This is a genomic window from Streptomyces sp. NPDC104814 (genome assembly GCF_055583185.1).
In genome coordinates this window covers 819,588-832,593 of sequence record NZ_JBVJOL010000002.1, presented here as the reverse complement: position 1 = coordinate 832,593, position 13,006 = coordinate 819,588, and the positions used below count along the sequence as shown (strand labels likewise).

Genomic DNA, 13,006 nt, shown 5'->3' with positions numbered 1-13,006 from the left:
CCGGGAAGGGGAGACCCCGCATGCCCACCATGGCCGACGTCGCGCGCTCGGCCGGCGTGTCCGTCGCGACCGTCTCGCACGTCCTGAACGGCACCCGGCCGGTGCTTCCGCAGACCCGCCAGGCGGTGCTGGACGCCGTCGACGCGCTCGGATACACCCCGAACACGCTGGCCCGCTCGCTGGTGACCTCCCGTACCCGGTCCATCGGCCTCGCGGTCTCCGCGATCAGCAACCCCTACTTCACCGAGATCCTCCAGGGCGTCGAGGCGGCCGCGCTGAAGGAGGGCTACAGCCTGCTCATCGCCGATCCGCACGACGATCCCGGACATGAGCGCCGGGTCGTGCAACTGCTGCACGAGCGCCGCGTCGACGGGGTGATCGTCGCGCCGTCCGCCCGCCCCGACGACCTGGTCGGCTACCTCGCCCGCCACGCCGTGCCCACCGTCTTCCTCGACCGTGCCGTCGACGTTCCCGCGGAGGCGGCCTTCCGCTTCGACCAGGTGCACGCCGAGAACGCCGCACCGACCGCCCGGCTCGTCAGCCATCTCGCCGGCCTCGGGCACCGCCGGATCGGCCTGGTCGCCGGGCTGCCCGGGCTCAGCACCACTCGGGAACGGATCAGCGGCTACCGGCACGGTCTCGCGGCCGCCGCTCTCCCCCACGACGAGCGGCTCGTCGTCCACGGCGACTCCGAGGCGGGCGGTGCCGAGCGTGCCACCGCCGAGCTGCTGGCTCTCGCCGCACCGCCCACCGCTGTGGTCAGCGCCAACAACGCGATGACCATCGGCGCCCTGCGGGCCCTGCACGCCCGGGGCCTGACCGTGCCCGGGGACATCGCGCTGTGCTGCTTCGATGACTTCGCCTGGGCGGATGTGTTCTCCCCGCACCTGACCGCGATCGCCCAGCCCAGCAGGGAGCTGGGCGCCACCGCCGTCCGCGTGCTGCTGGAGCGGCTCGCCGAGCCGGAGCTGCCCGCCCGCACCGTGCGCCTGCCCTGCTCCTTCGTCCACCGCACCTCGTGCGGCTGCCCGGAAGAGCCCTCCCCCGAAGAGTCCCGGAAAGGAACCGTCGCATGATCGTCGTCGCCGGTGAGGCCCTGATCGACCTGGTGCCGCAGGGCACGGGCGCCCTCGCCGCCCTGCGGCCCGCGCTCGGCGGCGGGCCGTACAACACGGCGGTCGCCCTGGGGCGGCTGGGCTCCCGCACCGCCTTCTGCTCCCGGGTCTCCCGGGACGCCTTCGGGGAGGCCCTGCTCGACGGGCTGCGCGCGGCCGGGGTGGACGTCTCGGCCGTGCAGCGCGGCGGTGAGCCGACGACACTGGCCGTCGCCACGATCGACCCGGGCGGCTCGGCCGCGTACTCCTTCTACGTCGAGGGCACGGCCGACCGGCTCTTTACGGCGCCGCCCGCGCTGCCGGCCGGGACCCGGGCGGTGTCCTTCGGCACCTGCTCGCTGGTGCTGGAGCCGGGCGCGAGCGCGTACGAGGAGCTGATGCGCAGCGCGGCGGAGCAGGGCGTGTTCACCGCCCTCGACCCGAACATCCGGCCGGGGCTGATCCCCGACGCCGACGCCTACCGGGCCCGGTTCAAGAGCTGGCTGCCCTTCGTGACCCTGCTCAAGCTCTCCGAGGAGGACGCCCTGTGGCTGGGCGGCACACCGCGGGAGTGGCTGTCCGCCGGCCCGTCGGCCGTGGTGATCACGCAGGGCGGGGACGGCCTGACGGCGTTCACCGCGGACGGCGCGGTGCACGCCGTGCCCGGTGAGCCGGTGGACGTCGTGGACACGATCGGCGCGGGTGACACGGTGAACGCGGCCCTGCTGCACGGCCTGGCCTCCCGCGACGCCCTCTCCCTCACGGCGCTGGCGGCACTGGGCCCCGACGGCTGGGAGCAACTGCTGCGATACGCGGCCCGCGCGGCAGCGGTCACCTGCTCCCGGGCGGGCGCGGAGCCGCCGTACGCCCGCGAGCTGGACGACTGACGGGCGCGCGGCCGGCAGACGGCGGAGTGACGGGTGCCGGGCCGGCAGACGGCGGGCTGACAGGTGCCCGGTCGGCAGACGGCGGGGTGAGGACGGGGCGCGCGGCCGGGAGACGGCGGCCAGCCATCGGGTGTGTGGCCCGGCCCGCGCGGGGCCGCCGACGTCCGAGCGGCCGGAAGGGCGAACGGGCGGTGCCCCCGCGGAGGATCTCCGCGGGGGCACCGCCCGTTGGTGGCGCGGGTCAGGCCTTGCGCGCCCGCGTCGTCTTCGCCGCGGCCGTCTTCCCGGCCGCCGCCGTCTTCTTGGCAGCCGCCGTCTTCTTGGCAGCCGTGCCGCCGACCGCCTTGGTGGCGGTCTTGCGGGTCCCCGCTGCCGCCGCCACGGTCTTCGCCGGTGCCTTGCGGCGGGCCGCGGGCACGGTGGCGTCGCTGATCCGGTCCGCGTCGAGGATCTCGCGCAGGAACTTGCCGGTGTGGCTGGCCGGCACCGCGGCGACCTCCTCGGGCGTGCCCTCGGCGACCACCAGACCGCCGCCGGCGCCGCCCTCGGGGCCCATGTCGACGAGCCAGTCGGCGGTCTTGATCACATCGAGGTTGTGCTCGATGACGATGACCGTGTTGCCCTTCTCGACCAGGCCGGAGAGCACCTTCAGCAGCTTGCTGATGTCCTCGAAGTGCAGACCGGTGGTCGGCTCGTCCAGGACGTAGACCGTGCGGCCGGTGGAGCGCTTCTGCAGCTCGCTGGCGAGCTTGACGCGCTGCGCCTCACCGCCGGACAGGGTGGTCGCGGACTGGCCGAGGCGGACGTAGCCGAGACCGACGTCGTTCAGCGTCTTCAGGTGGCGGTTGATCGCGGGGACGGCCTCGAAGAAGTTCATCGCTTCCTCGATCGGCATGTTCAGGACCTCGGCGATGGACTTGCCCTTGTAGTGGACCTCCAGGGTCTCCCGGTTGTAGCGGGCGCCGTGGCAGACCTCGCACGGGACGTAGACGTCCGGGAGGAAGTTCATCTCGATCTTGATCGTGCCGTCGCCCGCGCAGTTCTCGCAGCGGCCGCCCTTGACGTTGAAGGAGAAGCGGCCCGGCATGTAACCGCGCACCTTCGCCTCGGTGGTCTCGGCGAACAGCTTGCGGATGTGGTCGAAGACGCCGGTGTACGTCGCCGGGTTGGAGCGCGGGGTGCGGCCGATGGGCGACTGGTCGACGTGCACGACCTTGTCGACGAGGTCGTCGCCCTCCACGCGCGTGTGCCGCCCGGGGACGCCCCGGGCGCCGTTCAGCTCGCGCGCCAGGTGCGTGTACAGGATGTCGTTGACCAGGGTCGACTTGCCGGAGCCGGACACGCCGGTGACCGCCGTGAACAGGCCCAGCGGGAAGGACACGTCGATGTCCTGGAGGTTGTTCTCCCGGGCGCCGTGCACGGTGAGCTGCCGGGACGGGTCGCGCGGGCGGCGCACGTCGGGCAGCGGGATCGCCTTGCGGCCGGACAGGTACTGGCCGGTCTGCGACTCCTTGTTGGCGAGCAGCTCCTTCAGGGAACCGCTGTGCACGACCTTGCCGCCGTGCTCACCGGCGCCGGGGCCGATGTCGACGATCCAGTCGGCGACCTTGATGGTGTCCTCGTCGTGCTCGACGACGATGAGCGTGTTGCCCATGTCGCGCAGCCGGACGAGGGTCTCGATCAGCCGGTGGTTGTCGCGCTGGTGCAGACCGATCGACGGCTCGTCGAGGACGTACAGGACGCCGACGAGGCCGGAGCCGATCTGGGTCGCCAGCCGGATGCGCTGGGCCTCGCCACCGGAGAGGGTGCCGGCCGCGCGGTTCAGCGAGAGGTAGTCCAGGCCGACGTCGACCAGGAACCTCAGCCGCTCGTTGACCTCCTTCAGGACCCGCTCGGCGATCTTCTTGTCGCGGGCGGTCAGCTTGAGCCTGCCGAGGAAGTCCGCGCAGTCGCTGATCGACATCGCCGAGACCTCGGCGATCGACTTCTCCATGATCGTCACCGCGAGGACGACCGGCTTCAGGCGCGTGCCCTGACAGGAGGGGCAGGGCACCTCGCGCATGTAGCCCTCGAAGCGCTCCCGGCTCGCGTCGGACTCGGACTCGCTGTGCCGGCGCTTGACGAAGGGCACCGCGCCCTCGAACGGCGTCGTGTACACCCGCTCGCGCCCGTAGCGGTTGCGGTAGCGGACCTCGATCTGCGTCTTGTGGCCGTGGAGCAGGGCCTTCTTCGCCCGCTGCGGCAGGCCCGCGAAGGGGATGTCGGTGCGGAAGCCGAGGGCGTCGGCGAGCGCGCCGACCAGACGGTCGAAGTAGTCCTTGGTGTGGCCGTGCGACCAGGGGTGGATCGCGCCCTCGTCGAGGGTCTTGTCGGGGTCCGGGACGATCAGCTCCGGGTCGACCTCCATGCGCGTGCCGATGCCGGTGCACTCGGGGCAGGCGCCGAAGGGCGAGTTGAAGGAGAAGGAACGCGGCTCCAGCTCCTCGAAGGACAGGTCGTCGTACGGGCAGTACAGGTGCTCGGAGTACATCCGCTCACGCTCGGGGTCGTCCTCGGCGAGGTCGACGAAGTCGAGCACGACCATGCCGCCGGACAGCCCGAGGGCCGTCTCCACGGAGTCGGTGAGGCGGCGCTTGGCGGAGTCCTTCACGGTGAGGCGGTCGACGACCACCTCGATGGTGTGCTTCTCCTGCTTCTTCAGCGTGGGCGGGCTGGAGAGCTGGATCGTCTCCCCGTCCACACGGGCGCGGGAGTAGCCCTTGGCCTGGAGGTCGGCGAACAGGTCGACGAACTCGCCCTTGCGCTCGCGCACCAGCGGCGAGAGCACCTGGAAGCGGCTCCCCTCCGGCAGCTCCAGGACCCGGTCGACGATCGCCTGCGGCGACTGGCGCGTGATGGGCCGGCCGCACTCGGGGCAGTGCGGCTTGCCGATGCGCGCGAAGAGCAGACGCAGGTAGTCGTAGACCTCGGTGATGGTGCCGACCGTGGAGCGCGGGTTGCGCGAGGTCGACTTCTGGTCGATGGAGACGGCCGGGGACAGGCCCTCGATGAAGTCGACGTCCGGCTTGTCCATCTGGCCGAGGAACTGGCGGGCGTACGAGGAGAGCGACTCCACATAGCGCCGCTGGCCCTCGGCGAAGATCGTGTCGAAGGCCAGGGAGGACTTGCCCGACCCGGACAGGCCCGTGAAGACGATGAGCGAGTCCCGAGGCAGGTCGAGCGAGACGTTCTTCAGGTTGTGCTCGCGCGCGCCACGGACGATGAGACGGTCGGCCACGCCGGTCCGCACCTTTCTTGAGAGAAGTGACAGGGGCGGGGCCCCCGTCTTTTCCCAGACTAGGGGGAGCCACTGACAACGCCGGTCGGATTCATGAGGTGACAACAAACCCCGGCTCTCCAGCATGCCCGACGCCACGACCGACCATATAGCACGCGCATTCGAATTACGGCTTCGCGGCGCCCGCTTCACCCGAACGTGTGGCGCGGCTAATGTCAGCACCATGATTGATCACGCGCATGACCTGGCGTCTGTACGTGACGCCACCGACCGGCTCCTCAGCGCAGTCGCCGGATTGGACAACGCGTCGGTGGCCGAGCCGTCACGGTTGCCCGGCTGGAGCCGCGGACATGTCCTGGCTCACATCGCCCGCAACGCCGACGCCCTCGTGAACGTTCTCGAGGGCCGTCCCATGTACGTCTCCGGCGAGGCCCGGGACGAGGACATCGAGCGGGACGCCCCCCGCGGCCTGGACGCCCAGCTCGCCGATCTGCGCGAGAGCGGCGAGCGCTTCCAGGCGGCCGGCGCCGCCCCCCAGGACTGGGCGCGGACCGTCGAACTGCGCAACGGCGTGACGGACGCCGCGGCCCGGGTGCCGTTCCGGCGCTGGGCCGAGGTCGAGCTGCACCACGTGGACCTCGGGATCGGCTACGAGCTGGAGGACCTGCCGGCCGATTTCACCGAGCGGGAGATCGACTTCCTCGCGGCCCGGTTCCGCGGGCATCCCGAGGTGCCGGCGACCCTCGTCACGGACGGCACGCGCGTGTGGCGCACCGGACGGGACGGCGGGCAGGCCGCCGCGGGTGCCGAGGTGGCGGATGCCGAGGTCACCGTCTCCGGGAAGCCTGCGGACCTGCTGGGCTGGCTGGCCGGGCGGCGCGACGGGACCGCGCTCGACGTGGAGGGCGGCCCGCTGCCGGCCCTGCCGCCCCTGTAGGAGCGGCTCCGGGTTCTCCGGCGGCGTCCCGGCGATAGGCTGACGGTCATGACGTACAGCGGACAGGTGACGGTCGGCGGCCCGGCGGACGTGCACGAGCTGAAGGACCTGATGATCACCAAGATCGCGGTCGGCCCCATGGACAACAACGCCTATCTGCTGCGCTGCCGGGCCACGGACGAACAGCTCCTGATCGACGCGGCCGCCGAGGCGCACACCCTGCTCGGCATGATCGGTGACGACGGCATCGCGTCCGTCGTCACCACCCATCAGCACGGCGACCACTGGCAGGCCCTCGCGCAGGTCGTGGAGGCCACCGGCGCGCGCACCTACGCGGGCCGCCACGACGCGGAGGGCATCCCGGTTCCCACCGACGTCCTCGTCGACGACGGCGACACCATCCGGGTCGGACAGGTGGAGCTGACCGCCCGTCACCTCGTCGGGCACACTCCGGGCTCGATCGCCCTCGTCTACGACGACCCGCACGGGCATCCGCACGTCTTCACCGGCGACTGCCTCTTCCCCGGCGGGGTCGGCAACACCCGCAAGGACCCGAAGGCGTTCGCCAGCCTGATGCACGACGTCGAGACCAAGATCTTCGCCGCCCTGCCCGACGAGACCTGGGTCTACCCGGGCCACGGCAACGACACCACGCTGGGCGCGGAGCGGCCGCATCTGCCGGAGTGGCGCGCGCGGGGCTGGTGACGGACACCGGGGGCGCGCGAAGGTTGGCGCGCCCCGCGCGAACGCCGTGCGCGGGAGGCCGTTCACGCAGCTGCAACACCCGTTCCCAGCATGCGGACAGACATCGACGTGACCTCGACAAACGCGGTGATCGCTGCCACTCTCCCGCCATGCACCCTGCCCTCCGCGCCCTGCGCGGCGCCGTCGCCGCCGCCTCCGTAGCCCTCCTCGCCACCGCCGTCGGCTGCGCGCCGCAGCCGGAAGGGGACGCCACGGCCAAGCCGTCCGGCTCGGCCGGCGGATCCTCCTGCGCCCCGGGCAAACTGGCCACCAGAACGTCGGGCAAAGTCACCGTCGCCACCGACGAGCCCGCCTACGAGCCGTGGTTCAAGGACGGCAAGCCCGCGAACGGCAAGGGCTTCGAGTCGGCGGTCGCCTACGCCGTGGCCCAGCGCCTCGGCTACGGCACGAACGCCGTGGTGTGGCAGAGCGTGCCGTTCAACAAGGCGTTCGCGCCCGGCGAGAAGACCTTCGACTTCGACATCAACCAGGTCTCCATCAGCGACGAGCGCAAGAAGGCCGTGGACTTCTCGTCCGGCTACTACGACGTCCGCCAGGCCGTCATCGCGCTCAAGGGCGGCAAGGCCGCGAAGGCGAAGAGCATCGCCGATCTGAAGGGCCTCACGCTGGGAGCCCAGGTCGGCACGACGAGCCTGAACTACATCGACGACGTCGTGCGGCCCTCCCGTCCCGCGGCCGCGTACGCCAAGAACGACCAGGCCAAGTCCGCGCTGAAGAACGGTCAGGTGGACGCCATCGTCGTCGACCTGCCCACCGCCTTCTACATCACCTCCGCCGAGGTGACGGACGCGAAGATCGTCGGCCAGTTCGAGAACCAGGGCGCGGCTCCGGAGCAGTTCGGCCTCGTCCTCGACAAGGGCAGCGCGCTCACCCCGTGCGTGACCGCCGCGGTGGACTCCCTGCGCAAGGACGGCACGCTCGCGAAGCTGGAGCAGCAGTGGCTCTCCGACGCCGTCGACGCGCCGGTGCTGAAGTGACGGGGCCGTGATGACCGTCATGAAGGAGGAGTCGGGAGGGGACTCCGGCAAGGACGCCGACGCCGACATGCCCGACGACGGGTACACCCCGTCGCAGCGCCGGCTGGAGCGGGAGCGTTTCCGGCGCGCCCGCGCCCGGCGCGCCACGGCCGTCGCGGCGCTCTCCACGCTCGTCACGGGCGTCGTGCTCTATCTGGTCGTCGTCGACGCGCCGGGCTGGCCCCGCACCAAGGAGACGTTCTTCAGCGCGCGGTACGCGCGTGAGGCGCTGCCCAAGGTGCTCGACGGGCTGTGGCTGAACGTTCGCCTGCTGCTGGTCTGCGGGGCGGCGGTGCTGGTGCTGGGCATGCTCATCGCCATCGCCCGCACGCTGCGCGGGCCGGTGTTCTTCCCGCTGCGGGCGCTCGCGGCGGCGTACACGGACTTCTTCCGCGGACTGCCGCTCATCATCAACCTGATGATCGTGGTCCTGGGCGTGCCCGCCCTGCGCCTGCAGGGCGTCACCGTCGATCCGGTCCTGCTGGGCGGTACGGCGCTGACGCTGACGTACTCCGCGTATGTCGCCGAGGTGTTCCGGGCCGGCATCGAGTCGATCCACCCGTCGCAGCGCGCCGCCGCCCGCTCCCTCGGCCTGACCAACCGTCAGGCGCTGCGCCACGTCGTGCTGCCGCAGGCGGTGCGCCGCCAGGTGCCGCCGCTGCTGAACGACCTGGTGTCCCTGCAGAAGGACACCGGCCTAGTGTCGATCGGCGGTGCCGTGGACGCCGTACGGGCGGCGGACATCATCGTCGGCCGCAGTCTCAACTACACGCCGTACATCGTCGCGGGGCTGGTCTTCGTGGCGCTGACCATCCCGATGACCCGCCTCACGGACTGGGTGACGGCCCGCATGGACCGCCGGCGTGCCCAAGGAGGTTCCCTGTGAGTGACGCGCCCGTGCTGCGCATGGAGTCCGTCCGCAAGACCTTCGGCGGTTCGGTCGTCCTGCGGGACGTCGACCTCGAGGTCGCACCGCACACCGTGACCGCGCTGATCGGCGCCTCCGGCTCCGGAAAGTCGACACTGCTGCGCTGCGCCAACCTGCTGGAGGACATCGACGACGGCGCGATCTGGCTGGACGGCGAGGAGATCACCGACCCGCGGGCGGACCAGGACGCGGTGCGGCGCCGGATCGGCGTGGTCTTCCAGGCGTACAACCTCTTCCCGCACATGACCGTGCTGGACAACATCACCCTCGCGCCGCGCCGGGTCCACGGCGTCTCCCGCGCGGACGCCGAGGCACACGCGCGTGAGCTGCTGGAGCGCCTCGGCCTCGGTGACAAGGCGCGTGCCTACCCGGACCGGCTGAGCGGTGGCCAGCAGCAGCGGGTGGCGATCGTGCGCGCCCTGGCCGTACGGCCCCGGCTGCTGCTGCTCGACGAGATCACCGCCGCCCTCGACCCGGAGCTGGTCGGCGAGGTGCTCGACGTGGTGCGCGACCTGAAGGAGGACGGCATGACCATGGTCCTCGCCACGCACGAAATGGGGTTCGCGCGCGATGTCGCCGACCAGGTGTGTTTCCTGGACGGCGGGGTCGTCCTGGAGCGCGGCACCGCGCAGGAGGTCTTCGGCGACCCGCAACAGGAGCGCACGCGGCGCTTCCTGCGGCGGATCGTGGAGGCGGGACGGCTGTAGGGGCCGCGGGCCCGCCGGACGCCGGCCGTGGGCGATGGACGCCGAGGGACAGCCGGGGGGCGGTCCGGGGCCTCCGATGCGTCCGGAGCCTCCGAAGTGTTCGGGGCGTTCGGTAAGGGGCGCCCCGCCATGGCCGGCGGGGCTTACGCGTCCGTCTGTGCGGCCCCCGCCAGAGCGGCGACCCGCTCCACACCGAAGACGTACCCCTGCACCCCGCACCCGGCGATGACGCCGTCGGCGCGCAGCGAGACGTAGGAGTGGTGCCGGAAGGACTCGCGCTGGTGGATGTTGGAGATGTGCACCTCGATCACCGGCATGCCGTCGCAGGTGTTGAGGGCGTCCAGGAGCGCCACCGAGGTGTGGGAGTAGGCGGCCGGGTTGATGACGATCCCGCAGTGGTTCAGCCGTGCCTCGTGGATCCAGTCGACCAGCTCGCCCTCGTGGTTGGACTGCCGGAAGTCGATCGTGCCGCCGTGCGCGGCCGCCGCCTTGGCGCACAGCGCCTCGACGTCGGCGAGCGTGTCGGAGCCGTAGATCTCCGGCTGACGCTGCCCGAGCAGGTTCAGGTTGGGGCCGTTCAGGATCATGATCGGCGCGCTGGCCAGGGTGCGGGGCACGGTTCCTCCGGTCCGGTCGGGTCGGCGACCCGGCGGGGCCGCTGCTCGCTCCTCGGTTTATCACGGTGCGCTGCCCCGCCGACGGGCCCTCCCCCCTCTCCCCACCGGCGCACCGCCATCGCCCGCCGATCGGCCCCCGTGCCTCCACGCGCCCCGTAACCCTGGGTGAGCGCGGGTGGTTGACGCGGCATGCACGACGTACGCAGCGCGAGGACACCGTCCATGCCACGGCTCGCGGTCGCCTCGCTCGCGGGCACGGCCATCGAGTTCTACGACTTCTTCGTCTACGGGACCGCGGCCGCCCTGGTCCTCGGCCCGCTGTTCTTCCCCTCCTTCTCGCCGCTGGCCGGAACGCTGGCCGCCTTCGCGACGTTCGGCGTGGGATTCGTCGCCCGCCCGCTCGGCTCGGTGCTCTTCGGGCACATCGGCGACCGGCACGGGCGGCGGCCCGTACTCATCGCCTCCCTGCTGCTCACGGGGGCCGCGACCGTGGGCGTCGGCTGTGTGCCGACGTACGGCACGATCGGCGCCGCAGCCCCGCTGCTGCTGGTCGTGCTGCGGTTCGTGCAGGGGCTCGGCCTCGGCGGCGAGTGGGGCGGCGCGGTGCTGCTCACCGCGGAGCACGCCCCGGCCGCGCGCCGCGCCCTGTGGTCGAGTTTTCCGCAGGTGGGGCCGGCGGTCGGGTTCCTGCTCGCCAACGCGATGGTGCTGGCCCCCTCCTCGGTGCTCACGGACGCCGAGTTCGCCGCCTGGGGGTGGCGGGTGCCGTTCTGGGCGGCGGGCGTGCTGGCGCTGGCGGGGCTGTGGCTGCGGTCGTCGCTCACCGAGAGCCCGCGGTTCCTGGAGATCGACGACCACGCGCGCGTGCCGCTCGCCGAGATCGTGCGAAATCACCGGCGGCTGGTCCTGCTGACGGCCGGTGCACTCGCGGCCGGTTACGCGATCTTCTACGCCGTGACGACCTGGTCGCTGGCCTACGCGACGGAGCGGCTCGGGGTGAGCCGCCCGGTGATGCTGGGCTGCATCATGGCGGCCGTGGTGATCAAGGGTGCGCTGACACCGCTGGCGGCGATGCTGGGCGACCGTTTCGGGCGGCGGCCCCTGTGTCTGACGGGGTGTGCGGCCTCCGCGCTGTGGATGTTCCCGATGGTCGCGCTGCTCGCCACCGGCGAGCCACTGCCGATGTTCCTCGGCATCGTGGGTGCCCTGATCGCGTTCGTCACCATGTTCGCCGTCATCGCCGCCTACCTGCCCGAGCTGTACGAGCCGCGGGTGCGCTGCACGGGCGCTGCGGTGGGCTACAACCTCGGCGGGGTCCTCGGCGGCGCGCTGACCCCGATCGTGGCGACCGCGCTGGCCGAACACGGCGGGCGGGTGCCCTGGGGTGTCGGGGCGTATCTGACCGGGATCGCTCTGCTCAGCCTCGGCTGTTTCGCCCTGCTGCCGGAGACCCGCCCGGTACCGCTGCCGGTCGTCGGCCCGGCGGTGGACTGACCGCACGGCCCTGGTGCGGGCGCCGAAGATGCCCCTAAGGATTGATCGCCAGCTCCAGATACGCCGCGAAGAGCACCAGGTGCACGCCTCCCTGGAGCGGTGTGGCCCGGCCCGGTACGACGGTCAGCGAGGCGACCACGACGGTCAGGGCCAGCAGCACCATGTGGAGCGAGTTGAGGCCGAGGACCAGCGGCCCGGACAGCCAGATGGACGCCAGGGCGACCGCGGGGATGGTCAGGCCGATGCTGGCCATGGAGGAACCGAGCGCCAGGTTCAGGCTGGTCTGCACCCGGTCGCGGCGCGCGGAACGCACCGCGGCGATGGTCTCGGGCAGCAGCACCAGCAGCGCGATGATGACGCCGACGACGGCGTGGTGCAGCCCGGCGGCGGCCACGCCCTTCTCGATGGTCGGCGAGACCCCCTTGGCGAGACCCACCACGCCGATCAGGGCGAGGGCCAGCAGGCCCAGGCTGATCTTCGCCGTCCGCGCGGAGGGCGCCTGCGCGTGGTCGTCCTCGGTGATGACCTGGCCCTCCCGGGTGAGCGGGAGGAAGTAGTCGCGGTGTCTCATGGTCTGCGTCGCCACGAACAAGCCGTAGAGGATCAGCGAGGACAGCGCGGCGAAGGTGAGCTGTGCCGGGGAGAACTCCGGTCCCTGCTTGCTCGTGGTGAACGTGGGCAGCACCAGGCTGAGCGTGGCCAGGGTCGCCACCGTGGCGAGGGCGGCTCCGGTGCCCTCCGGGTTGAAGATCGCCGTGCCGTGGCGCAGGGAGCCGACAAGCAGGCTGATCCCGACGACACCGTTGCAGGTGATCATCACGGCGGCGAACACCGTGTCCCGGGCCAGGGTGGAGGACTTGTCGCCACCGTCGGCCATCAAGGTGACGATCAGCGCGACCTCGATGATCGTGACGGCGACGGCGAGCACCAGGGATCCGAAGGGTTCGCCCACCCGGTGGGCGACCACCTCTGCGTGATGGACAGCGGCCAGGACGGCACCGGCGAGGACCACCGTCATCACGGCGACGACCGCGCCGGGCATGTCGCGTCCCCAGGTGAAGACCAGCAGTACGACCGCGAGCAGGGGCACGAGGGACGTCCACTGGGTGGTGAGCGACCTGAGCCGAGCGATCATGGGCCGATCGTCGCAGAGGGCGGCGGGCTTCGCATTCCGGTCGTCCGGTGTGTGCGCCGGTCCGGCGCCTTCCGGTGCCGAGGTCCGGGTGAGGGGGTTCTTGCTGTGCGGGATAGGGCGTCTCCTCTCGGTGGTCGTCGGTAGTCGTC

11 protein-coding genes are annotated in these 13,006 nt (G+C 71.8%); 8 read left to right on the top strand and 3 right to left on the bottom strand.

Annotated features, from left to right (window positions below; genetic code table 11):
• Nucleotides 1–20 precede the first annotated feature (20 nt).
• Entirely contained in the window at nt 21–1,076 is a 1,056-nt protein-coding gene (locus tag ACZ64A_RS12280) for a LacI family DNA-binding transcriptional regulator (RefSeq protein ID WP_469809953.1), read from the top strand.
• The gene (locus ACZ64A_RS12275; protein WP_469809952.1) at nt 1,073–1,981 is read left to right on the top strand and encodes a carbohydrate kinase family protein; all 909 of its coding nucleotides are present in this window, start codon (nt 1,073–1,075) and stop codon (nt 1,979–1,981) included. The genes ACZ64A_RS12280 and ACZ64A_RS12275 overlap by 4 nt, the downstream gene beginning before the upstream one ends.
• A 241-nt stretch (nt 1,982–2,222) precedes the next feature.
• On the opposite strand, the gene uvrA is transcribed toward ACZ64A_RS12275, so the two are convergent.
• Nucleotides 2,223–5,258 (bottom strand): excinuclease ABC subunit UvrA, encoded by a 3,036-nt coding sequence (uvrA, locus tag ACZ64A_RS12270; protein WP_469809950.1) that lies wholly within the window; start codon nt 5,256–5,258, stop codon nt 2,223–2,225.
• A gap of 223 nt (nt 5,259–5,481) precedes the next feature.
• On the opposite strand from uvrA, the gene ACZ64A_RS12265 reads away from it, so the two are divergent.
• The 5 genes from ACZ64A_RS12265 (at nt 5,482) to ACZ64A_RS12245 (ending at nt 9,611) form a co-directional block, all read left to right on the top strand.
• Nucleotides 5,482–6,195 (top strand): maleylpyruvate isomerase family mycothiol-dependent enzyme, encoded by a 714-nt coding sequence (locus ACZ64A_RS12265; RefSeq protein ID WP_469809949.1) that lies wholly within the window; start codon nt 5,482–5,484, stop codon nt 6,193–6,195.
• Between the two features lie 48 nt (nt 6,196–6,243).
• Nucleotides 6,244–6,900, top strand: a complete 657-nt coding sequence (locus ACZ64A_RS12260) for an MBL fold metallo-hydrolase (protein WP_469809948.1) — start codon at nt 6,244–6,246, stop codon at nt 6,898–6,900.
• A 149-nt stretch (nt 6,901–7,049) separates the two neighbouring features.
• The gene (locus tag ACZ64A_RS12255; protein WP_469809947.1) at nt 7,050–7,937 is read left to right on the top strand and encodes an ABC transporter substrate-binding protein; all 888 of its coding nucleotides are present in this window, start codon (nt 7,050–7,052) and stop codon (nt 7,935–7,937) included.
• 10 nt (nt 7,938–7,947) lie between these two features.
• On the top strand, nt 7,948–8,862 hold the full coding sequence (locus tag ACZ64A_RS12250) for an amino acid ABC transporter permease (RefSeq protein WP_469809946.1): 915 nt from the start codon (nt 7,948–7,950) through the stop codon (nt 8,860–8,862).
• Between the two features lie 20 nt (nt 8,863–8,882).
• On the top strand, nt 8,883–9,611 hold the full coding sequence (locus tag ACZ64A_RS12245; protein WP_469810183.1) for an amino acid ABC transporter ATP-binding protein: 729 nt from the start codon (nt 8,883–8,885) through the stop codon (nt 9,609–9,611).
• A gap of 143 nt (nt 9,612–9,754) precedes the next feature.
• On the opposite strand, the gene aroQ is transcribed toward ACZ64A_RS12245, so the two are convergent.
• Nucleotides 9,755–10,228 carry a type II 3-dehydroquinate dehydratase gene (gene aroQ / locus ACZ64A_RS12240; RefSeq protein WP_469809945.1) on the bottom strand — a complete coding sequence of 158 codons (474 nt, stop codon included), beginning with the start codon at nt 10,226–10,228 and terminating at the stop codon, nt 9,755–9,757.
• A 222-nt stretch (nt 10,229–10,450) separates the two neighbouring features.
• Here aroQ and ACZ64A_RS12235 point away from each other — a divergent pair, with 222 nt between their 5' ends.
• On the top strand, nt 10,451–11,722 hold the full coding sequence (locus tag ACZ64A_RS12235) for an MFS transporter (protein WP_469809944.1): 1,272 nt from the start codon (nt 10,451–10,453) through the stop codon (nt 11,720–11,722).
• Nucleotides 11,723–11,756: 34 nt separating this feature from the next.
• Here ACZ64A_RS12235 and ACZ64A_RS12230 read toward each other — a convergent pair whose 3' ends face one another.
• On the bottom strand, nt 11,757–12,857 hold the full coding sequence (locus tag ACZ64A_RS12230) for a calcium:cation antiporter (RefSeq protein WP_469809942.1): 1,101 nt from the start codon (nt 12,855–12,857) through the stop codon (nt 11,757–11,759).
• Between the last annotated feature and the right edge of the window lie 149 nt (nt 12,858–13,006).